The organism is Rahnella sp. BIGb0603, assembly GCF_024808755.1.
GTDB classification, from domain to species: domain Bacteria; phylum Pseudomonadota; class Gammaproteobacteria; order Enterobacterales; family Enterobacteriaceae; genus Rahnella; species Rahnella contaminans.
Window position 1 is genome coordinate 316,350 of sequence record NZ_JANUEX010000001.1, and the last position, 22,624, is coordinate 338,973.

Below are 22,624 nucleotides of genomic sequence, written 5' to 3' on the forward strand. Positions count from 1 at the left end.
GCATTGCTCACAGGCTGACCTCATCTTCACTGGCGCCCAGGTAAGCGGCGATCACTTTTTCATCATTTTGAATGGCTTGCGGCAAACCTTCGGCAATCACATCGCCGTGGTCGAGCACGATGATGTGGTCGGAAATGTCCATCACCATGCCCATATCGTGTTCAATCAGCAGGACGGTGATATCGTGGTGATCGCGCAGAAAACGGATGATTTTACTCAGCGTGCGCGTTTCCACCGGATTCAGCCCTGCCGCCGGTTCATCGAGGCAAATCATCTCCGGCGCGGTACACATCGCCCGCGCGATTTCCAGACGCCGTTGCTGACCGTATGACATTTCGCCCGCCAGCCGGTTGGCGCAATCGACCAGTTCCACCACTTCCAGCCAGTAAAATGCCCGGTCGAGTGCCTGATTTTCCGCACGGCGATAAGCGGGCGTATTGAGCACACCGGCGATCAGATTACGGTTGGTTTGCATATGCTGCGCGACCAGCAGGTTTTCGATCACCGACATTTCGCGAAACAGCCGGATATTCTGGAAAGTACGCGCCAGTCCTGCACGGTTCACCAGATGCGTGCCGCCAAACATTTTGTAGAAAATCCGCTTACCCAGTTGCGCGGGTTTTATCCAGTCATCTGGCTGGAATTTCTGTCCAAGCACCTGAATCACATTGGTGGTGCGACGGCGGGTATTGAGGAAAACATTGCCACCAGAAGCTTTGTAGAATCCGGTCAGACAGTTAAATACCGTGGTTTTCCCCGCGCCATTCGGGCCTATCAGCGCGGTAATTGAGCCGCGTTTGACCGCCAGATTCACATCGTTTAACGCTCTGATGCCGCCGAAATGCATGCGTAAATGCTCGACGCTCAGAATAGTGTTATCTGCTAACGCTTCACTCATGGCGCGACTCCTTTACGCACGGTAAACCCGCTGCGGCTGATACGGATTAACCCGCGCGGACGCCAGATCATCATCACTACCATCAGCACACCGAACAGCAGCACGCGATATTCGGCAAAACTGCGCAGCAGCTCCGGCGCAACGGTGAGCACAAACGCCGCCAGCACCACGCCGAGGGTCGAGCCCATTCCGCCCAGCACCACAATGGCGAGGATCAGCGCAGATTCGAAGAAGGTAAAAGAGGTCGGGTTGACGAATCCCTGATACGTGGCGAAAAACACGCCCGCGATCCCGGCGGTTGAAGCGCCGAGCGTAAACGCCGAAAGTTTTACCAGCACATGGTTCAGCCCCATGGCACGACAGGCGATTTCGTCTTCACGCAGCGCTTCCCACGCACGGCCAATTGGCATGCGGGTCAGACGATGTTTGATATACAGCACCAGCAACACCACCAGAACCAGCACCGCATAGATGAAAATAAACTTCATGTTCGGGTTGTAAGTCAGATGGAAAAACTCGTGGAAAGGCACGCCGCCCTCTTTCGCCCGCCGGCCAAATTCCAGACCGAAAAACGTCGGTGGCGGTGCGGAGACACCGTTCGGGCCACCGGTAAACGACAGCCAGTTAGTCAGCACCAGGCGGATAATTTCGCCGAAACCGAGTGTTACAATCGCCAGATAATCGCCGTGCATACGCAGCACCGGAAAGCCCAGTAACGCGCCCGCCAGCGCGGCCATCAAGGCAGCCAGCGGCAGCATCGACCAGAATCCGAGGCCGAGATACTGATATCCCAGCGCCAGCCCGTAAGCGCCGATGGCATAAAAAGCGACATATCCCAGATCCAAAAGCCCGGCCAGCCCGACCACAATATTCAGCCCGAGACCCAGCAGCACGTAAATCAGCCCTAAAATTGCCACGGTCAGAATGTATTTCGTGGCCACGAACGGGAAGAAGACTGCCAGCACCATCAGCAGAGGCAATATCCAGCGCAGATTGCTTTTGTAATCCGGCGGACGAACGTACACACCGGCGCTGTCGGATTCGAAGCGCGCGCGCATTCTCTGCCCGCTCGCGGTTTCCAGGAACGCACTGAGTAAAAAGCGCCCGAGCATGACGGCGGCAATAATCCAGACAAGCCGCTGGGAATGGAAGGTAAAGCTATAGCCGTCCAGCACCACACCCACGACGGGCCCGAAAATAATCAGCGCCACCAGCCCGGCGAAAATGGCATCCAGCAGGCAGCGTTTAAGCGAAAATCCGCTGCTCACAGCAGTTTGTGTCGTCATTTTATTTCCCTCACACTTTCGTCACGACCGGACGGCCCAGCAGACCCTGAGGGCGGAAAATGAGGATCACCACCAGCAATCCAAACGAAAAGACATCTTTGTAATCCGAGTTCACCATGCCTGAGAACTGCGCTTCGGCGATCCCCAGAATCAGGCCGCCCAGCATCGCCCCCGGCAACGAACCAATGCCGCCTAATACCGCCGCCGTGAACGCTTTAATACCAATGATAAATCCGGCGTAAAAATCGAAAGTGCCGTAATTCATGGTAACCAGCACACCCGCCAGCCCGGCCATCGCCGCCCCAATCATAAAAACCAGCGAGATAATACGGTCAGTGTTGATGCCGAGAATTGAAGCCATTTTTCTGTCCTGCTGCACCGCACGACACATGCGACCGAGCTTGGTATTACTGATAATCCACGACAGCACCAGCATTCCGAGAAGCGAGGCCACCAGAATGAACAGCTTGGTGTAGGTCATCTGGACAAAGCTTTCGCCGATATGAAAGCGGATGGCACCGTCCAGCATGGTCGGGATCCCCTGCTGTCGCGGCCCCTGACTGATTTGTGCGTAGTTCTGCAAAATCAGCGACATACCGATGGCCGAAATCAGCGGCGCAAGGCGTGTGGAGTTTCGCAGCGGTTTATACGCAATGCGCTCAATCGCCCAGCCATAGACGCCGGTGACCACGATGGTGAACACCAGCGTGCCGAGGATCAGCAGCGGAAAGGAGTGCAACCCGAAGAAGGAAAGCAACGCCAGCGCGATGGCGCAGAGGTAGGCGGAAATCATATACACTTCGCCGTGGGCAAAGTTGATCATGCCGATAATGCCGTAAACCATGGTGTAGCCGATGGCGATGAGACCGTAAACCGCACCGAGCGTGATGCCATTAAACAGTTGTTGCAGGAAGAAAGAATCCATAAATACGCTGTCTCTTTTTGTGACCGCGCCTGGCTAAGGCGCAGTCTGACACGGGTTCAAAATGGCAAATCAAACAGCTTTATTCTTTCACTTCCTGATATTTGCCTTTGTCATCCCATTTATATACGACGTAATCAGAGACTTTCAGGTCGCCTTTACTGTCCCAGGATTTTTTACCCATGACGGTATCGACGCTGTTGGCTTTCAGCCAGGCGCTGGCTTTGGCGGAATCGCTGCCGCCTGTGGCTTTGAATGCGGCAGCAATGGCCTGAACGGACGCGTAGGAATAGAGGGTATAACCTTCCGGTTCAAATTTGCTGGCGCGGAATTTATCGATAACGGCTTTGCCGTCAGGGATCAGACGCGGGTCTTTACCGAAGGTCATCAGAATGCCGTTGGTGTATTGCGGGCCGCCGGCTGCGGTCACCATTTCTTCGTTAACGATACAGTCGCCGGAGAAGAAGGTCGCCTGAACGCCCTGCTCACGCATCTGGCGGACTAACGGACCGGCTTCCGGATGGCAGCCGCCGAAGAACACCACATCTGGTTTCTGCGCACTGATTTTTGTCACCAGCGCGTTGAAGTCTTTTTCGCCGCGCGACAGGCCTTCATACATCACCTCTTTCACGCCACGTTTGTTGAGCGCCGCTTTGGTGGCATCCGCCAGACCCTGACCGTAGGTATCTTTATCGTGGATGATGACCACTTTTTTGGCTTTCAGTTTGTCGATGATGTAATCGCTCGCCACTAATCCTTGCTGGTCGTCGCGGCCACACATGCGGAACATGTCACTCATGCCGCGTTCGGTGATTTGCGGGTTGGTGGAGCCCGGCGTGATGGCGATAATTCCGGCGTCGTTATACACCTCGGAGGCAGGCATGGTGGAGGAAGAACAGAAATGTCCGACCACGGCCTGCACTTTATCCTGATCGACTAAACGGTTAGCCACCGCCACCGCCTGTTTCGGTTCGCAGGCGTCATCGCCCTGGACCAGTTTAATTTTCTCGCCATTAATCCCGCCTGCGGCATTAATGTCTTCGGCAGCCTGCGTGGCCCCATGCCAGTACTGATCACCGTAAGTCGCATTCGGCCCGGTAAACGGACCCGCAACGCCAATCAAAATATCCGCACGCGCGGAGAAAGCGGTAACCAGACAACCGGCCAGCAACAAAGAGAGCGGACTTTTCATAAATTTCATCGACATCGTCATGATCCTTAGCACTGTGTTTGAGTAGAAACCTGAACTAAAAAGAAAATTCTGAAGCTTGATTTTGAAATTCACGGCTGACGCCAAAAGACGAAAGGTTTCCCGAGGTTTAATCAAAGGTAAGAAACATAAGCAAAATATCTGCCAGTGTTTCCAATGCTCTGAGAATGTGTCGGGTTCTGTGAGTATAGATAGCGCTCAGCCCGCGTTACGGGCAACTGACAGAAACGACGACGGGATCACACCGCACTGGGCTGGTGCTAAAAAGCGAAGAAAATGAGGATAGCGAAACGGCGTGCACCAAAATGAGTCGTGATAAATCAGTCACTCCGTTCACACAATTACGCCTGGTGACATTTTTATCCTTTGCTTCTTGCGGCAGGTTGTTTTGTAATGCGGGCAGATGATTGCAACGGGAAACTACTGAACAATGAAGAAATTATCCTGCCTGACGGCTGTGGTTCTGGCGCTGACATTGACGGGTTGCGCCGGCGATTATGTGATCAATACCAAAGCCGGCGATCAGCTTTTCGCCCATGGCGAACCGGATCGCGACCGCGATACCGGTATGACCAGCTATACCGACATGAACGGCGATTATCATCTGATGAACACCAATGATATCGCGGGGATTGTGAAGAAGTAGGGTTAAACCAGCAACGCCTGCGCGCAGGACTCATCGGTGACAAGCCCGTTGATCCAGCGACCTTCGAGGGCGGCGCGGATAGCAATCTGCTTATCTGCGCCACCGGCCAGCGCGATCACCGGTTGATCATCATGCGGATGCGGTCCGACGCTGGTGAGGCGCGAATTCAGCACACTGTCGATGCGCTGTCCGTCCTGTCCCATAAAGTGCCCGAGCACTTCTCCCACGGCCCCGCTTTTCGCGAGTTTTTCCACTTCTTCCAGACTGATAAATCCGTCCTTGTGCAGCGGACACCCCGGTTCAATGGTGCCGATACCGATAAACGTCACGTTGGCCTGACTGGCCTTTTCACTGACCGTGCGGTAGATACGATGATTGCACCACATCGCGCGATCGTCTTCGCCGTCGGCAAACAGGGGTGCAGGCAGGATGAAATAGCGTCCCTGTGTTTTTTGCGCCATCAGCAGCGGCACGTCGTAACGGGTACAGGAGCCGTCCGACGCAATCGCGCCAATCAGCGAAACGCTGCTGTGCTGCGGTCTTTCAATATCCGCCAGTTCGTCGATGGCCGCTTTCAGCGTTCTCCCGGAACCCACGCCGATAATCATCGGTTCATCGCTGCGGATAAACTGCGTCATCACTTGCGCTCCCGCCACCGCAATGGCGTGGCTGATGCCCGACGGCGTCATACCCTGCCCCGGCACCACCTGGCAAATATCCAGCCCGAAACGCTTTTGTAATTGCGCCGCCAGTTCCATACAGCGCCCCACGGAATGGGAAATGTGAACGCTGACCAGCCCGTTATCGATCGCGCTGGCTACCAGCCGCTGGGCGACCTGCCGCGAAACGCCTAAGGCTTCGGCGATTTCATGCTGGGTTTGCCCGGCGACGTAATACATCCACGCCGCCCGTGCAGCCAGATCCATTTTCTTGTCGTTCTTACTCATGCGCGCATTCCAGCCGGTGTTTTCAGTGGCGAGATTTTATCGTTTTTCGCCTCTTCCTGTGATCGCTAAATACATCGCCCCACGAAATGTGTGAGCTAAAGCCCATTTAACGGGCAAATATTCCATTAGATTAACCGCAATCGAGCAAAAGCCCACTAAAAGGGCTTAAGCTCACATCAAATCAATAATCACTTTGTGGAGAATCTGATGAAAAATGCTCACCAACCGCAATCGTCTGTCTGGCTGCATATCGGCAGCGGCTCTTTCCACCGGGCCCATCAGGCATGGTATCTGCACCGCTTACTGGCGAAGGGAGATAACAGCTGGTCAATCGCACTGGGTAACATTCGCGAAGATGGCGTTCCGCTGCTGAACGCGTTGCAGGCGCAGGGCGGTAAATACGTGCTGGAAACTGTCACTCCGCAGGGTGAGCGTGAATATGAAACCATCACTTCCATTCAGAAAATCATTGCGTGGGATAACGAACTGGCCGCGCTGGTGGCTCAGGGGGCAGATCCGCACACCAGAGTGATTTCCTTTACCGTGACCGAAGGCGGTTATTACCTTGATAACCAGTTCAATCTCGACCAGCAAAATGCTGATATTCAGGCTGATTTGCAGGGCGCATGCCGCACGATTTATGGTGCCATCGGCCATATTCTGGCGCGTCGGATTGCGCTTAAGGGTGGCGATATCACCCTGCTGAACTGCGATAATCTTCGCCATAACGGCGAACGTTTCCGTCACGGTCTGCTGCAATTTCTGGCCCTGCGCCAGCAACACGACATCAGCGACTGGGTAAAAAATCACACCCGCAGCCCGAACACGATGGTGGATCGCATTACCCCGCGTCCGTCACCGGACGTCGCCGTGCGTGTGGCTCAGGCAACCGGATTTGAAGACCGGGTGCCGGTTATGGGCGAGGCTTTCATTCAGTGGGTAATCGAGGATGATTTCATCGCGGGTCGCCCGCACCTGGAAGAGGCTGGCGTAGAAATGGTGGAGTCCGTTCTGCCGTATGAAGAAGCAAAAATCCGCATTCTCAATGCCAGCCACAGCTGCATCGCCTGGGCGGGGACGCTGACCGGTCAGCGCTTTATCGATGAAAGCACGCGTACTCCCTCCATTTGCCAGATGGCGTATGACTACGTCACGGAAGACGTGATCCCCTCCCTGACGCCAAGTCCGTTAGATCTGGCGCGCTACCGCGATGTCGTGCTCGAGCGTTTCAGTAATCCACACATTCAGGACACAAATCAGCGTGTTGCCGCCGATGGTTTCTCTAAAATTCCGGGATTCATAACCCCGACCTTGCAGGAATGTTATCAGCGCGGTCAGACGCCACGGGCCACTGCCATGCTGCCTGCGCTGTTCTTCGTTTTCATGCAGCAATGGCATCTCGGTCTTCTGCCTTACGAATATCAGGACGGTATTCTCGACGCTCCGGCGGTGCATGCCCTGTTCAGCAGCGCTGATCCGGTGGCGCAATTTGCCGCCGATGAAAAGCTGTTTGCCGGACTGGCGGGCGATAAGGCCTTTACCGAAATGATGCGCCAGTCCGTTGAGCGCGTCCGTCACTGGCTGAATGACGCAAAACGCGTCTGAGGAGCACTCTATGTATCTCGGACTGGATTTAGGGACGTCGGAAATCAAAGCGGTCGTAATTGACGATCAGGGCCGGTTACTGGCCAGTGCCGGTGAGGCGCTCGAAGTCAGCCGCCCGCATCCGCATCATGCAGAACAGGATCCGCAAGAGTGGTGGCAGGCCACGCAGCGGGTGATTTCGAGCCTGCGCAGTAAGTTGCCGCAACGATGGTCAGAGGTCAGCGCCATCGGTTTATCCGGGCAAATGCACGGCGCGGTTCTTCTCAGCCGCGAAGGCCGGGTACTGCGTCCTGCCATTTTATGGAATGACACACGCAGCGCAGCGGAATGCGCACAACTCACGCAAAGCGCACCGCAACTTCATCAGGTTGCAGGAAATCTGGCTATGCCTGGTTTTACTGCCCCGAAACTCTTGTGGGTGGCGCGACATGAACCGGAGATTTTTGAACAAACGGCGACCGTCCTGCTGCCTAAAGATTATCTGCGCTGGATGATGAGCGGCGAGAAAGTCTCTGATATGTCAGACGCGGCGGGCACCCTGTGGCTCGACGTGGCGAAACGTGACTGGTCGGATAATCTGCTCGCCGCCTGCGGCCTGACGCGTGATCACATGCCGCGTCTGGCGGAAGGCAGCGATGTCAGCGCCACGTTGAAAAATGACATTGCCCGCGCCTGGGGCCTGCGCGACGACGTGGTGATCGCCGGAGGCGGCGGGGATAATGCTGCCAGCGCCGTCGGTATCGGCGCGGTCGATCCCGGCGATGCTTTTATTTCTCTCGGCACGTCCGGCGTACTTTTTGCGGTTAATGACCGCTTCCGTCCTAACCCGAAATCGGCAGTGCATGCATTCTGCCACGCCCTGCCGGACCGCTGGCACCAGATGAGCGTGATGCTCACCGCGGCCAGTGCGCTGCGCTGGTATTGCAATCTGGTGGGCAGTAACGAAACCACGCTGCTGGCAGAAATCACCCAGCTTAATCCGTCGCAACAGCGTCAGGCGCCGCTGTTCCTGCCTTATCTTTCCGGCGAACGTACGCCGCATAACGATCCTTATGCCACCGGGGCATTTCATGGCATGACGCATACCACGGACCGTGCCGCTTTGGGTTATGCCGTGCTGGAAGGCGTGGCATTCGGCATGGCCGACGGACGCGATGTGATGCAGCAGGCCGGAACGCAATTACAGCAATGCTCGCTGGTTGGCGGTGGCGCGCGCAGTGACCGCTGGGCGCAGCTGATGAGTGACGCACTGAATCTGCCGGTCGTCACCCACAGCGGCGGCGAGGCCGGTGGCGCACTGGGCGCCGCACGGCTGGGCTGGCTGGCAGCGGGCGGAGACTTTCGGGACGTGTGCCGCAAACCGCCGGTGGCGCAGCACTTTTACCCTGATGCCCAAACCCGCGACATGCTCGCTGAGCGCCTGAAAACCTGGCGTCAGCTCTATCAGCAGCAGGTCGACCTGCGTAACGCCTGAACGATGTAATAACCACCGGGGGCGCCTGAGCGCCCCGTCTCTGACCCTGACAACATAACCAGCTGCGAAATCTTTCGCAGAGGAGTCTGACATGCACGATCTACACAAACCGCGCACCCACTGGTTCGGTCTGCCGATGAATCTTTTCTGGGGCTATATCGCCATTGCGCTTTTCATGAGCGGCGACGGCTTCGAAATGGCGTTCCTCTCCAAACATATTATTGATATGGGTTTCACCGCCTCTGAATCTGCCGTGGTCTTTACGGTTTACGGTCTGGCGGCGGCGCTGGCGGCGTGGAGTTCCGGCGTGGTGGCGGAAATCATTACGCCGCAAAAAGCGATGCGCATCGGCTTTATACTCTGGGTGGTGATGCATGTGCTGTTTATGCTGTTTGGTCTGGGGATGAAAAATTATCCGCTGATGCTGCTGTTTTATGGTATCCGCGGGCTGGCCTATCCGCTGTTTATTTACTCCTTTGTAATGCTGGTTGTGCAGACCGTGCCGAAACAAAATCTCTCCTCTGCGATGGGCTGGTTCTGGGCGATGTACTCCATTGGCATCGGCTGTATCGGCAGTTATCTGCCCAGTTTCACCATTCCCTTTATGGGCGAAACCGGCACGTTATGGTTTGCGATTGCGTGGGTGGTTGCTGGCGGACTCATGGCGATGATCCTGCTACGCAATGTTGGGAAACCCGGCAGTAAAGCCAGTCTGACACCGAAAGAAAAGCTCGGCGAACTGAGCCGCGCGGTGACGATTTTATTCACCAACCGCAATATTTTTATGTCATGCCTGATCCGCATTATTAATACGATCTCCCTGTTCGGTTTTGCGGTGATCATGCCGATGCTGTTTGTCGGACGGCTGGGTTTTACCATGTCGGAATGGCTGCAAATCTGGGCGGTATTCTTCTTCGTGACGATTTTTACCAACGTGATGTGGGGCGTGTTAGGGGAGAAAATTGGCTGGCTGCGGCAGGTGCGCTGGTTCGGTTGTATCGGCTGCGCGATATCCAGCCTGGCATTCTATTATCTGCCGGTCTGGGCAGGACATAACTTCTGGGTGGCGCTGATCCCCGCCGTCATGCTGGGTATCACCGTTGCGGCTTTCGTGCCGATGACCGCCGTCTTCCCGGTTCTGGAACCCAATCACAAAGGCGCGGCAATCTCGATTTATAACCTTTCCGCGGGCCTGAGTAATTTTGTTGCACCGGCCGTTGCCTCGATTGTGCTGCCGTTCTTCGACATCGAAGGTGTGGTCTGGGTCTATACCGCGCTGTATCTGGTCGCCGCCGTGCTGACGGTGATGGTCAAAGTGGAGCAACCGGGACATCCTGCCAAAGTCAGAAGCGGAACCCTGCCCGCCGGTTCTGCCGCAAGGACATAAAAAAACCGGGCGAAAGCCCGGTTTTTGTTTGCAGCGGGAGCAGAAATTACAGCCCCTGCTCGGCAATATCCATCGCAAAGTACGTCAGAATAATATCTGCGCCTGCACGTTTAATCGCGCCCAGGCTTTCACGCACCACGGCGCGTTCGTCGATGGCACCGGCCTGAGCCGCGAACTTGATCATCGCGTATTCGCCGCTGACCTGATACGCCGCCAGTGGCAGGCGGGAAGCCTCGCGGATATCGCGGATCACATCCAGATACGCGCCAGCGGGTTTCACCATCAGCGCATCCGCCCCTTCCTGCTCATCCATCAGCGACTCACGCACGGCTTCGCGGCGGTTCATCGGGTTCATCTGATATTGCTTGCGGTTGCCTTTAAGCACGCTGCCGCCCGCTTCACGGAACGGACCGTACATTGAGGATGCGAACTTGGTGGAATACGCCATGATCGAGGTGTCAATAAATCCGGCTTCATCCAGCGCGCTGCGGATGGCCTGCACCTGACCGTCCTGTGCGGCGGATGGCGCAATGAAATCTGCACCGGCGGCAGCGGCAACCACAGCCTGTTTGCCGAGATTGATCAGCGTGGCGTCGTTATCCACGCCGTGGTCGTGCAGCACGCCGCAGTGCCCGTGCGAGGTGTATTCGCAGAAACAGGTGTCGGACATGACGATCATTTCCGGCACGGTGTCTTTACAGATGCGCGCCATACGGGCGACCAGACCGTTTTCGTTCCAGGTGTCGCTGCCGGTGGCATCCATATGATGCGAGATGCCAAACGTCATGACCGAGCGGATACCGGCGCGGGCGTAGCGTTCGATTTCAAACGCCAGGCGGGATTCAGGAATGCGCAGCACACCAGGCATGGCTTCGATCGGTACGTATTCAGAGGTCTCTTCTTCTACGAAAATCGGCAGTACCAGATCGTTGACGCTAAATTCAGTTTCCTGAAAGAGAGTGCGCAGGGATTCGGACTGTCTCAGGCGGCGAAGGCGTGAGCTCGGGAACTGATTCGACATGAAAACTCCTAAAAATTAGTCTGTTGCGCTGATATTTTTTAGAAACAGGAGCGCAGACAGTTCAGACGGCAGGAGGCAATGCAGCGCCGTCAGACGATGAAGCCCGCATTTTATAATAACTTTTAAACAAATGATGAACTTTCCGTGAGGAGATGTAACAGAGGTGGCATTATTGGAAAGGCGATCCCAATTCCGGGGATCGCCGGAAAGTGTTATCCCAGCTTAACTTCCCTGTCTGCTGAAGCAATCGTCGATGGCCGGTGCGCGATAAATATCCGCGTAATATCCAGTTCACTGATCGCCTGGTTGATGCGCATTTCGTTGTCCAGATCCAGATGGCTGGTGGCTTCATCGAGGAACAGGATCGCCGGACGACGGTATAACGCGCGGGCAATCAGCAAGCGCTGTTTCTGCCCGCCGGACAAGCTGCCGCCCAGTTCGCTGATCAGTGTTTCATAGCCCATCGGCATACGTTCGATATCGTCGTGAATATTACAACGGCGGGCGCAGTCGATAATCCGCGCTTCGTCTTTCTGCTCATCAAAGCTGGCAATGTTCTCGCCGATGGAACCGGCGAACAACGTATCATCCTGTAACACACAGGCGATGCAGCTGCGGTAATTGTTCAGCCCGGCGGTGGTGATATCCATTCCGTTGATGAGAATGCGGCCTTCGGTCGGCGTCAGCAAACCGGTCATGATTTTCATCAGCGTGGTTTTGCCCTGCCCCGACGGCCCGGTGATGGCCACGCTTTCCCCCGCCGCCACCGACAGATTCAGGCCGTTAATCAGCGGTGCGGACAGGCTGTCGTACTGGAAAACCAGATCCCGCACATCCAGTGACGCTGCCTCGCCGGCCCGCAGCAATTCACGTTCCGGCAGGGATTTTTCAGTCTCCGTCAGTGCGATATCGGCGATACGGTCGCGATGCAGGGACAACATCCGCAACTGTAACATCATATTCAGCAGATTGGCCGCACGTTCGGAAAACTGCCCGCGATAAGTGTTAAATGCCACGAACATCCCAAGCGTCATATGCCCGTCAATCACCTGCGTTGCACCGAGCCACAGCAGCGCGACCTGATCGAGCGTGGCGATCAACGTATTACCGCCGGTAAACATCATTTCAAATTTGGTTTTGCGCACCGTCGCATTGGCGTTATCAATGTTCAGATTCAGCCAGAAATTGGCGCGGGCTTTCGATAAACCGAGCGCCTTCAGCGTGCTGATGCCGTAAAGCGTTTCCATAAAGTGCGAGCCGGCACGCGCACCTTTAACGATTTGTTCTTCCGACACCTGGCGGTAGGCGTTATAGGTTGTCAGACGGAACACCACGTAAATCGCCGTAAAGCCGAGGATCACCCAAATCAGCCAGCCGCCGTACAACACCATCATCACGATCAGCCCGACCGACATAATACCGTCGATAATACTGTTGACGACGTTGGTGGTCAGTGTGGTACGCAGCGTGTCGAGCGAGGTGAAGCGTGACTGAATGTCGCCGAGTTTGCGCTTTTCAAAATAATCGAGCGGCAGTTTGAGCAGATGGTCGAACAGCCGCGCTTTCCACTGCACGTCAATCAGCGTACTCATCACCAGCGAGGTCCAGGCGCGCAGCATACTGACGCCGGTGCGGAAAATGATGAAGAACAGCAAGCCGAGGCAAATCAGCGTCAGTAAATCAGGGTCTTTCGCCGGGATCACGTGATCCATCACCAGCTGCATGCCGACCGGCAGCAACAGATTGACCGATTCGATCATCAGCGACAGGCAGAAGATTTTGGTCAGCGCCGGAATAAGCCCGCTGACGTTGCCCATCATTTTGCGCAAATCGAGCCGTACGCGCGGTTTTTCAGAGGTAAAACCGTTATCCGGCCACAACTCCAGCGCCACGCCGGTGAAGTGTTCGGAAACCTCCCGCATGCCCAGCGAGCGACGGCCAAACGCCGGATCGTGAATAACCACCTTGCCCTGCTTCACGCCGACCAGTACCACGAAATGATTGAGATCCCAGTGCAAAATACACGGCGTTTTCAGCGCATTCAGTTCGTCAATATCGAGCTTCAGCGCGCGGGATTTCATCTCATTCGCCGTGGCGATATCCATCAGCGTGCGCAGCGTCGCACCCCGCGATGAAATGCCGTAGTGCTGACGCAGACTCTGCAAATCAACATGTTTTCCGTGATAGCCAAACACCATCGCCAGACTGGCCAGCCCGCATTCAGCGGCTTCTGTTTGTATAATCTGCGGCACCCGGTGGCGCCAGCTAAAGTGCAGGCGGTCAGCCAGCTCCCGTACGTTATCGAGATTCATTAATTGGCCCCACCACGCTTTTCTTCATGCTGTAATACGGAGACAACATCCACTGATACAGCGGCCTTTTCTCCAGGAATAAGGTTGATTCGGCTTTCATGCCGCTGGATAAATTCAGCGTCTCGCCGTGCCAGTCCATCGCTTTTTTATCCAGTGAAACAATCACTTTGTAATAAGGTCCGCTGACCGTGCCGTTTGCCGTACGCGGCGCGCTGGCGTAGGAATTCAGTTCCTGCTCAGAAACCGGTGCAGAAGAGATTGATTCCACCTTACCGGGGAACTGACCATATTTTTCAAACGGATAGGCTTCGTAACGGATATTAATGTGCTCACCGGCTTTGACGTAAGGCACGCTTTCATTGGGCAGCCAGGCGACGAGGAAGAACGGAGAATTACTGGCAGGCACCAGCTGCGCCAGACTGTCGCCTGCATTCACCATCTGTCCGGGAGTGACGCTCAGCGAGGAGATTTTACCGGAGGTCGGCGCGGTGATCAGCAGGGAACCTTTCGCATCGGCCTGCGCCAGCTGACGCTCCAGATCGTTGCGCTGGTAGCCGTACTGCGAAATCTGATTATCAAACTCGGCGGCGCGCGTCACCAGTTCGCTGCGCAGATTGGTGATCTGCAAGGCCTCCTGAATCGCCTGAGTGTTCAGGCTCTGGAACGAGGTTTGCTGCTGGTAAAACAGGTAGCGCTGGTTATTCAGCTGGTCGGTATTGATGAGGCCTTTCTTCTGATACGCGCCGTAGTTCTGCATGCTTTTTTTCATGGCATCCAGCCCTTCCTGCGCGGAATCGACCATGCTCTGCGAAACCTGATGCGCTTTCTCATACTGCTCTAACTGCTGTTGCAGGTTTTGCAGCGTTTCCTGCTTATTGTGCTCAAGCTGAGCGACAATCGAGTCAATTTGCTCACGCTGTTTTTTGATGGCGGCGAGCGTGGTGGTACTGACATTGCCTGCCTGCGTCACGCGGCTGACGTCAATTTCATACAGCGGCTGACCCTTTTTCACCGGCTTGCCGGTATCGACATACAGTTTAGTGATCACCCCCTGTTCCGGGCTGAACAAATTAATGCTGTGCGGCTGAGTGATAATTTCACCGCTGACGTTTATACGCCGGGTGTAATTAGTGAAGATTAGGAATATCAGTAAAGAAATAAGAAAAAGAGTGGTCAGCGAGGTCACAATCCATAACGGCCAGCCAGCGAGTAATAATGCTTTACCCGTCCAGTGGTTTTGCTGATGTTCATTGACCTCTTTGCGAAAGAGCATATTTTTGGTTCCGGAAGCACAGGCTGTAAAAACAGAATCGTTGAAAGATAGCAGCCTGAAAGCCTCCTGCCACCGCGATTACTCTGAAACATCGCCCGGAGGTATTAACGCACAGAGACAGTTACGCCGTAATATTAAATAACTTTTTGTCACAGGCATTATTCACCCGGAGTTATTCGATTATTTTTTATACGTGAAATTAATAAATCAGATTTTATAAAGTATTTTTATATATAGAAACAATGAGTTGCGTATAACATTCCACTTAGGAGATTATTCCTAGTCAAATTCCGCCGCCAGTGCTCTAGGCTTAATCCCCGTGAAGACATTGCGTAGAAATTATCTCCATAGCATTACTCAATGTTTTCATCGCCCCCGGTTTTTAAGGGGACTTGCTTTAACAGATTAAAAGGAAGGCCTAAGATGAAACAATTAACAGAACATGATATTGAAATGGTTAATGGTGCGGGTTGGTCGGAAGATGTGAATAAAGTTGCCGATCGCCTATCAAGCTTTGGTCAGGACGCGGTAAGTGACACCAGTAATGCGGTGAACAAAGCGTATTCACAAATTTCCGATGGTCTTGCTAAAGCACAGAACTATCTGACGACCTAGTTTTCAGTCTTTAAAGGTTATTCAGAGTAATACAAGCCCCGCTCACGCGGGGCTTTTTTATATCAGCAGGAAATCTTTATATCCACGGACAATCAAACGCCCGCTTTGGTTTTATCGCTCTTCACCATGCTGTTTTTCAGCTTGCCGATAAGTTCTTTGCGAAAATCACCCAGTTTGGGTTTATCGCCTTCAAGCCACGGCAGCGGACGGCAGAGCTCCATGGTTTTGATACCCAGACGTGCAGTGAGCAATCCGGCACCGATGCCCTGTGCAGCACGGGCAGATAGCCGCGCCGCCAGATCCTGCGACATCCAGTCCATCCCCACTTCGCGTACCAGTTCGGACGCACCGGCAAAAGCCATATTCAGCAGCACCAGACGGAACAGACGAATGCGGCTGTAATAGCCAAGCTCAATGCCATAAAGCACGGCGATGCGGTTGACCAGACGCAGGTTGCGCCAGGCGATAAAGGCCATATCGACCAGCGCCAGCGGGCTGACGGCAATCATCAGCGCAGATTCGGCCGCCGAATGGCTGATTTCGCGACGCGCCTGTGCGTCGAGTACCGGCTGAACCAGACGGGCATAAAGCTCGACCACTTCGCGGTCATTTTGCGTTTCGTGCAGTGACGCCTGCCAGCGTTGCAGCGCCGGATGGCTGTTATCGAGCCCGGCTTGTGCCGCCAGTTTTTCGCAAAACGCCCGCCCCTTTCCTGTTCCGTGGCTGTGCATCAATTCACGCGCCTCATCGCGCTCATCGGCACGCTGACGCAGACGATACAGGCGACGCCATTCAGTCGCCACGGATCCAACACCGGCGACGATAATCAGGCCGCCTGCCGTGCAGGCACCGAGCGCCACCCAATCCTGCTGAACCCACGCCTGATGCACCCATTGCACGCCCTGCGCGACCACGCTGATGCCCAGCACCGCAACGCCAAGACGTACAATTTTGCCCCAAAAACTGCGGCGCGGTTTGAGCGCATGGCTGAGTACGGCTTCGGCTTCGCCCTCTTCCTGCTGTTCGTCGGTTTCGACGGTCACCGGAGTAAAGCGTTCTGAAATCATTTCGTCAAAGGTCAGCGCCGGTCTGATCACCGGATCCGCAGGCGCTTTTAATTCCGTTTCAAAATCGATACGTGGTTTTATCGGTTCGCTCATCGCATTTTATCTCCCAGTAAAAACTCCATTACCGCATCCAGACGGATGTGCGGCAACGGCGTGTCCACGCTCATTTCGCGCGGACGAAACTCGTCAAAATGAAACCCCTGTTTTTGCCAGAACGCCGCGCCCGGCAAACGCGCAGGCACTTCGCCGGGGAACACCGTCAGCGGCGCGCCATCCTGCAAGCGTTGGCCTTTCAGCGCTGGCAAACTTTGCCCCTGATATTCCACCCTGCCGGTTTCTGTCGCCTGAACGGAGGCCAGCCCGGCGCAATCCATGCTGATGCCTTCGAAGGCCGCATTTTGCCAGGCTTCCTGCACCAGTTGCTGCAACAGCGACACCAGGTTCGCATGCTGATCGCCGGTAATGTGGTCGGCTTTGGTGGCCGCAAACATCAGTTTGTCGATGCACGGATTAAACAGGCGGCGGAACAGCGTACGTTTGCCGTAGTGGAAACTTTGCATCAGTTGCGTCAGTGCGAGGCGCATATCGCTGAACGCCTGCGGCCCGCTGTTAAGCGGTTGCAGGCAATCCACCAGCACGATCTGACGGTCAAATTTCACAAAGTGATCTTTATAAAAACCTTTCACGATGTTCTGGCAGTAATAATCAAACCGCGCGCGCAGCATGCCGAGATTGCTATTTTTATCCGCCTGTACCAGCTGTGCGTCGCTGTACTGATGCATTTCCGGCCACGGGAAAAACTGCAATGCGGGCGCGCCGGCTAAATCCCCCGGCAAAACAAAACGCCCCGGCTGGATAAAGTGCAAGCCTTCGGTTTTGCAGCGGATCAGGTAATCGGTATACGCCTGCGCAATCGCGCCCAGCAGATTTTCATCGGCAGGTGCCAGCGGGTCGCATTGCTGGCACAGTTCGAGCCACGGCTTCGCCCATTGTGCGCGATCACCCTGCAACAGCCCCGCCATCTGGCGTGACCAGTCGAGATAATTTTGCTCCAGCATCGGCAAATCCAGCAGCCATTCGCCCGGATAATCGACAATTTCCAGATACAGCGTCGAGGTGTCTTTGAAGTGGCGAAGCAGGGAATCGTTGGAGCGATAACGCAGCGCCAGCCGGATTTCGCTGACGCCACGGGTCGGCGTTGGCCACGCAGGCGGCGTACCGTAAAGTGCTGCCAGCCCTTGGTCATAAGCAAAGCGCGACACACCCAGATCCCGCTGCGGGACGCGTTTCACGCCAAGCAGCCGCTCCTCGCGGGCAGCCGAAAACAGCGGTAAACGTGCGCCGCTGTGCATATGTAAAAGCTGGTTAACGAAGGCGGTAATGAAAGCGGTTTTACCGCTGCGGCTTAATCCGGTAACAGCCAGCCGCAGATGCCTGTCCATGCCGCGATTGATCAGTGAATTAAAGTCGTTTTGTAGTCTTTTCATTGCTCTCCCTGGCGTAGCGCCCAAACAGCACGGTAAGAATACGTTTAAATAACGGTTCTAATAATAGTGCTAAAACATACCGGAGTGGCCCTTTTCCCACCACGCCCAGCACACGCGCTGCCAGTCCGGCAGGACCGAACGTCAGCGCCAGCGTAATGATAACGCTGAAAATTTTTGAAAACAGGCTGCGCTTACCCGGCAGCGAGGAATTCAGGTAACGGGTCATAAAGATTCCTTAAGCGGGACGTGAGAGGGAAAAAGCAGCCGGAACAATGTCCGGCAGCAGAGGTAAAGCGGTGAAGAGAAAATTAGAGCTGGCGGAAACGGCTGCGTACGCCGAAGGTTTCCGAGGTCACGTAACGCTCGACCTGTCGCAAACGCTGTTCGCTGGCTTTCAGTTCGCGGTCAGCCTCTTCCAGCAGGTTACGCGGAGAAGGCGCGTTCTCGCCTTCAAATTCACTGGCAGGCATCGGATCCAACACATAGCTGAGGATCACGTACGCCACAAAAGTGAACATGAATAAGCCGAAAAACACAGACAATACCGCCATAATCCTCAGCAGTTTTACCGGTACGCCCAGATAGTGCGCCAGCCCGGCCAGAACGCCTTTTATCACGCCCTCTTCCGGCACGCGGTAGAGTTTTCGTTCAGACATTCGGTTCGCCATTATGAATTCCTCCAGCCGGGATGTTCGGCATCGAGAATTTCTTCCAGCGCCTGAATACGTTCGCGCATGCGTTGCGCTTCATGCGTCAGGCTGGTGAGATTTTGTATCTCATGCTGACTGAGCTGACTGCCATTTTGCTGGCGATTGCTGTAGTGAAGCCACAACCAAACAGGCGCCACAAATAAAACAAAAATAGTCAGCGGAATTGCTAAAAACAGGAAGCTCATTATTTATCCTTAATTCTGATGAGTCTTATGGTGCAGGAACTCCGCAACCTGCCTGCGGACAGGCAGGTTTACCGGAAAATTACGCGTCCTGATTACCGTTCATTTTGGCTTTCAGGGCAGCAATTTGCGCGCTGATTTCATCGTCAGCTTTCAGCTCAGCAAACTGCTGATCCAGCGATTTCTTTTTGCCAATACTGACGCTTTCCGCTTCTGCTTCCATATGATCAATGCGGCGTTCGAACTGCTCAAAACGCGCCATCGCTTCATCAATTTTACCGCTGTCGAGCTGACGACGAACGTCACGCGAAGAGGCTGCCGCCTGGTGACGTAATGTCAGCGCCTGCTGGCGGGCACGGGTTTCAGTCAGTTTGCTTTCCAGTTCACCAATTTCGGACTTCATGCGATCCAGCGTTTCTTCTACGACGGTCACTTCGTTCTTCAGCGTCGCCACCAGCTCGGTCAATTTCTGTTTCTCAATCAGCGCAGCACGCGCCAGATCGTCTTTGTCTTTACGCAGGGCCAGTTCGGCTTTGTCCTGCCATTCAATCTGCTGGGATTCACCCTGATCAATGCGGCGGATCAGCTGTTTCTTTTCTGCCAGCGCACGGGCGGAGGTTGAACGCAGTTCCACCAGCGTGTCTTCCATTTCCTGAATCATCAGACGAACAAGTTTTTGCGGATCTTCTGCTTTATCCAGCAAGGTGTTGATGTTGGCGTTAATGATGTCAGCGAAGCGAGAAAAAATACCCATAATCGAAATTCCTCTTTGTTTCTGTTTGGTTTCCGGCCAAATGATTACCGGTCAAATCCGCAGGAAAATTTTCAACTGCGGCGATAAACCTATATCAGGATCCGTGCCAACTTTTTAAAATCATTATCTGCATGAATAAATTGAATTTTTTATCTTCGTCTCTGCTATGCTTATTTTTCGAGATGAGTAATTTCACTAAGAGTTAGTGTGTTTCACCACACAAGGAATGCCAAATGACGGATAACACAGACAATTTGCTCGGTGAAGCCAACGCCTTTATTGAGGTGCTGGAACAGGTTTCGCAGCTGGCGAAACTGAATAAGCCGGTACTGGTGACCGGTGAACGCGGCAGTGGTAAAGAGCTGATTGCGCACCGTCTGCATTATCTGTCGCCGCGCTGGCAGGGGCCGTTCATTTCGCTCAACTGTGCGGCGCTCAATGAAAACCTGCTGGATTCCGAACTGTTTGGCCATGAAGCGGGCGCGTTTACCGGCGCGCAGAAACGTCATCTCGGACGCTTTGAACGCGCGGACGGCGGAACGTTGTTTCTCGATGAACTGGCGACCGCGCCAATGCTGGTGCAGGAAAAATTATTACGCGTGATCGAATACGGACATCTGGAACGCGTCGGCGGCAGCCAGCCGTTACAGGTCGATGTGCGGCTGGTATGTGCGACGAATGATGATCTTCCGGCACTGGCCGCCGCCGGAAAATTCCGCGCGGATTTGCTTGACCGCCTGGCGTTTGACGTCGTTCAGCTTCCGCCGCTGCGTGAGCGCCAGCAGGACATCATGTTGCTGGCTGAGCATTTTGCCATCCAGATGTGCCGCGAACTTTCTCTGCCGCTGTTCCCCGGTTTTACCGAACATGCCCGCGAAACGCTGATGCGCTATCGCTGGCCGGGCAATATCCGCGAACTGAAAAACGTCGTGGAGCGCTCGATGTACCGGCACGGCACCAGCGATTTTCCGCTGGATAACATTATTCTGAATCCGTTTGCTCAGCGGGCAGCGTATTCCGCACCGGAGGAACCGCGTGAGAGTATTTCGTTACCAGCATTGCCGCTGGATTTAAAACAGTGGGTCACCGGTCAGGAAAAAAATCTGATTGAACAGGCGTTGCGGCAGGCGCGTTTCAACCAGCGCAAGGCCGCTGAGCTGCTTAACGTGACGTATCATCAGTTACGCGGAATGTTGAAAAAGCACGGGATACAGGTTAATACGCAGGAAAGTGACTGAATAACAGGCAAAAAAAAAGCCAGCACCCGAGCTGGCTAAGTAATACTGGAAGCAATGTGAGCAATGTCGTACCTCGCGATTAACGCCCCTGGCGGGACACCTCTCGTCCGGTGAAAAGAATGATAATGGTTCTCAGTATCGTCTGTAAAGTGTTTTGTTGAGAATATTTCTCATTACCACACTGTTTTTACGGCTACTTTTTGAACAACCTTATCGTCATTACGGACTACCATTTCGGGAAAGGATCGGCCATCGCGATCCAGCTGTCGATCCCTTCGGCCATTTGTTGCTCGCTCAGCAGACATGCATCCAGCCGGTGAATAATCTCTTCTTTATCCAGATGCTGGCCGATGAATACCAGCTCCTGACGCATATCGCCAAACGGCTCAACCCACTTTTCCATGATTTGCTGGCGGGTTTCTTCATCCTGCGGCCAGTCATTTTCGGGCAATGCACGCCAGAAAATCCCCGCCATGCCATAACGCGCGATCCCGCCCGCCTGGCTCCACTGCCCGGCGAAACGCGGACGCGTCGCCAGCCAGAAAAAACCTTTCGACCGCAGCAGGGTCCCGCCGCCCCAGTCGCCGTGTACCACGCGATAAAATTTATCCGGATCAAACGGCCGGCGCGCGGTGTACACAAAACTGCTGATGCCGTATTCCTCGGTTTCCGGCGTATGTTCACCACGCAGTTCCTTCAGCCAGCCCGGAGCCTGCTGCGCTTTGGCAAAATCAAAAAGACCGGTATTGAGCACATTTTCCAGCGGCAAACTGCCCGGTGATATAGGGATGATTTGCGCTTCCGGGTTCAGGCTTTTCAGTAACGCAATCACTTCACGCTGCTGCTGGCTGTCGAGCAGATCCGTTTTGCTTACCAGTAAGACGTTACAAAATTCAATCTGGTCAATCAGGAGATCAGTCACGCTGCGCGCGTCGTCCTCGCCCAGACTTTCACCCGTCTCGTGAACGCTGCGGGCTTCCTGATATTGCTGCATAAAATTGACGCCATCCACGACGGTGACCAGCGTATCCAGCCGAGCAAATTGTGAAAGGCTTTCGCCGTTTTCATCTTCAAACGTAAAGGTTTCCGCCACCGGCAGCGGCTCTGAGATCCCGCTCGATTCAATCAGCAGATAATCAAACCGCCCCGCCTGCGCCAGTTCGCGCACGGAGATCAGTAAATCTTCCCGCAACGTGCAGCAGATGCAGCCGTTGCTCATTTCCACCAGTTTTTCCTGCTGGCGGTCGAGCGTAATTTCGTTAGCGACCAGTGCCGCATCAATATTTACTTCGCTCATATCATTGACGATCACCGCTACGCGCATGCCCTCACGGTTGTTGAGAATGTGGTTCAGCACGGTAGTTTTCCCCGCGCCCAGAAAGCCGGAAAGCACGGTGACGGGCAGTAAAGACATAGTTAACCTCGAATCAGAAGACCGCGCAGGCAAAATACTTCGCCTGCGATTATTGTTATAATATAACATAACAATGTCAGCGCGATTTCAAGGGTTTTCTGGAAGAACGGATAAAATCTGCGCGAAGTGCCGCAGGATTTCACCCTGTTTTGTGCAATGGATTGGGGTACCTCGCA

The 22,624-nt window shown here is 54.5% G+C and carries 21 protein-coding genes; 6 read left to right on the forward strand and 15 right to left on the reverse strand.

Annotated features, from left to right (window positions below):
• Positions 1–7 precede the first annotated feature (7 nt).
• The 4 genes from M2403_RS01460 to M2403_RS01475 form a co-directional block, all read right to left on the reverse strand.
• Positions 8–898 (reverse strand): ABC transporter ATP-binding protein, encoded by an 891-nt coding sequence (locus tag M2403_RS01460; RefSeq protein WP_259228405.1) that lies wholly within the window; start codon positions 896–898, stop codon positions 8–10.
• The gene (livM, locus tag M2403_RS01465) at positions 895–2,184 is read right to left on the reverse strand and encodes a high-affinity branched-chain amino acid ABC transporter permease LivM (RefSeq protein WP_152325771.1); all 1,290 of its coding nucleotides are present in this window, start codon (positions 2,182–2,184) and stop codon (positions 895–897) included. The genes M2403_RS01460 and livM overlap by 4 nt, the downstream gene beginning before the upstream one ends.
• Positions 2,185–2,194: 10 nt before the next feature.
• Positions 2,195–3,109, reverse strand: coding sequence for an ABC transporter permease subunit (locus tag M2403_RS01470; protein WP_152325770.1), 915 nt, complete (start codon positions 3,107–3,109; stop codon positions 2,195–2,197).
• Positions 3,110–3,188: 79 nt separating this feature from the next.
• Positions 3,189–4,313 carry a branched-chain amino acid ABC transporter substrate-binding protein gene (locus tag M2403_RS01475; RefSeq protein ID WP_259228408.1) on the reverse strand — a complete coding sequence of 375 codons (1,125 nt, stop codon included), beginning with the start codon at positions 4,311–4,313 and terminating at the stop codon, positions 3,189–3,191.
• 433 nt (positions 4,314–4,746) lie between these two features.
• On the opposite strand from M2403_RS01475, the gene M2403_RS01480 reads away from it, so the two are divergent.
• Positions 4,747–4,962 (forward strand): YgdI/YgdR family lipoprotein, encoded by a 216-nt coding sequence (locus M2403_RS01480; protein ID WP_217152961.1) that lies wholly within the window; start codon positions 4,747–4,749, stop codon positions 4,960–4,962.
• A 2-nt stretch (positions 4,963–4,964) separates the two neighbouring features.
• Here M2403_RS01480 and M2403_RS01485 read toward each other — a convergent pair whose 3' ends face one another.
• A complete protein-coding gene (locus M2403_RS01485; RefSeq protein WP_208952316.1) occupies positions 4,965–5,909 on the reverse strand; it encodes a sugar-binding transcriptional regulator in 945 nt (314 codons plus the stop codon).
• A 207-nt stretch (positions 5,910–6,116) separates the two neighbouring features.
• Between M2403_RS01485 and dalD the strand changes: the two genes are divergently transcribed.
• The 3 genes from dalD (at position 6,117) to M2403_RS01500 (ending at position 10,375) form a co-directional block, all read left to right on the forward strand.
• A complete protein-coding gene (gene dalD, locus M2403_RS01490) occupies positions 6,117–7,514 on the forward strand; it encodes a D-arabinitol 4-dehydrogenase (RefSeq protein WP_259228411.1) in 1,398 nt (465 codons plus the stop codon).
• Positions 7,515–7,524: 10 nt separating this feature from the next.
• On the forward strand, positions 7,525–8,988 hold the full coding sequence (xylB, locus tag M2403_RS01495) for a xylulokinase (RefSeq protein ID WP_259228414.1): 1,464 nt from the start codon (positions 7,525–7,527) through the stop codon (positions 8,986–8,988).
• Positions 8,989–9,079: 91 nt separating this feature from the next.
• On the forward strand, positions 9,080–10,375 hold the full coding sequence (locus M2403_RS01500) for an MFS transporter (protein ID WP_259228417.1): 1,296 nt from the start codon (positions 9,080–9,082) through the stop codon (positions 10,373–10,375).
• Positions 10,376–10,421: 46 nt separating this feature from the next.
• Here the strand turns inward: M2403_RS01500 and hemB are convergent, their stop codons facing one another.
• The 3 genes from hemB to M2403_RS01515 all read right to left on the reverse strand — a co-directional run bounded on the left by hemB (position 10,422) and on the right by M2403_RS01515 (position 14,981).
• A complete protein-coding gene (hemB, locus tag M2403_RS01505) occupies positions 10,422–11,396 on the reverse strand; it encodes a porphobilinogen synthase (RefSeq protein WP_152325764.1) in 975 nt (324 codons plus the stop codon).
• A 212-nt stretch (positions 11,397–11,608) separates the two neighbouring features.
• A complete protein-coding gene (locus M2403_RS01510) occupies positions 11,609–13,708 on the reverse strand; it encodes a peptidase domain-containing ABC transporter (protein ID WP_259228420.1) in 2,100 nt (699 codons plus the stop codon).
• On the reverse strand, positions 13,695–14,981 hold the full coding sequence (locus M2403_RS01515) for an HlyD family secretion protein (protein ID WP_152325762.1): 1,287 nt from the start codon (positions 14,979–14,981) through the stop codon (positions 13,695–13,697). The genes M2403_RS01510 and M2403_RS01515 overlap by 14 nt, the downstream gene beginning before the upstream one ends.
• A gap of 423 nt (positions 14,982–15,404) precedes the next feature.
• On the opposite strand from M2403_RS01515, the gene M2403_RS01520 reads away from it, so the two are divergent.
• A complete protein-coding gene (locus tag M2403_RS01520) occupies positions 15,405–15,596 on the forward strand; it encodes a hypothetical protein (RefSeq protein ID WP_015697753.1) in 192 nt (63 codons plus the stop codon).
• A gap of 92 nt (positions 15,597–15,688) precedes the next feature.
• Here M2403_RS01520 and M2403_RS01525 read toward each other — a convergent pair whose 3' ends face one another.
• The 6 genes from M2403_RS01525 to pspA all read right to left on the reverse strand — a co-directional run bounded on the left by M2403_RS01525 (position 15,689) and on the right by pspA (position 19,796).
• A complete protein-coding gene (locus M2403_RS01525; RefSeq protein WP_259228425.1) occupies positions 15,689–16,756 on the reverse strand; it encodes a YcjF family protein in 1,068 nt (355 codons plus the stop codon).
• Positions 16,753–18,150, reverse strand: a complete 1,398-nt coding sequence (locus M2403_RS01530) for a YcjX family protein (protein ID WP_259228426.1) — start codon at positions 18,148–18,150, stop codon at positions 16,753–16,755. The genes M2403_RS01525 and M2403_RS01530 overlap by 4 nt, the downstream gene beginning before the upstream one ends.
• Positions 18,125–18,376 (reverse strand): phage shock protein PspD, encoded by a 252-nt coding sequence (locus M2403_RS01535; RefSeq protein WP_259228428.1) that lies wholly within the window; start codon positions 18,374–18,376, stop codon positions 18,125–18,127. The genes M2403_RS01530 and M2403_RS01535 overlap by 26 nt, the downstream gene beginning before the upstream one ends.
• Positions 18,377–18,458: 82 nt before the next feature.
• On the reverse strand, positions 18,459–18,818 hold the full coding sequence (pspC, locus tag M2403_RS01540) for an envelope stress response membrane protein PspC (protein WP_152325758.1): 360 nt from the start codon (positions 18,816–18,818) through the stop codon (positions 18,459–18,461).
• Positions 18,818–19,045, reverse strand: a complete 228-nt coding sequence (pspB, locus tag M2403_RS01545) for an envelope stress response membrane protein PspB (protein ID WP_152325757.1) — start codon at positions 19,043–19,045, stop codon at positions 18,818–18,820. Before pspB ends, pspC begins: the two co-directional genes overlap by 1 nt.
• Positions 19,046–19,124: 79 nt before the next feature.
• Positions 19,125–19,796: a phage shock protein PspA gene (pspA, locus tag M2403_RS01550; protein WP_152325756.1), complete on the reverse strand. Its 672-nt coding sequence runs from the start codon at positions 19,794–19,796 to the stop codon at positions 19,125–19,127.
• 233 nt (positions 19,797–20,029) lie between these two features.
• Here pspA and pspF point away from each other — a divergent pair, with 233 nt between their 5' ends.
• Positions 20,030–21,034 (forward strand): phage shock protein operon transcriptional activator, encoded by a 1,005-nt coding sequence (gene pspF / locus M2403_RS01555; protein WP_165056939.1) that lies wholly within the window; start codon positions 20,030–20,032, stop codon positions 21,032–21,034.
• 226 nt (positions 21,035–21,260) lie between these two features.
• On the opposite strand, the gene zigA is transcribed toward pspF, so the two are convergent.
• Complete coding sequence (gene zigA, locus M2403_RS01560) at positions 21,261–22,448, reverse strand: zinc metallochaperone GTPase ZigA (RefSeq protein WP_259228431.1); 1,188 nt, start codon at positions 22,446–22,448, stop codon at positions 21,261–21,263.
• Positions 22,449–22,624: the final 176 nt, after the last annotated feature.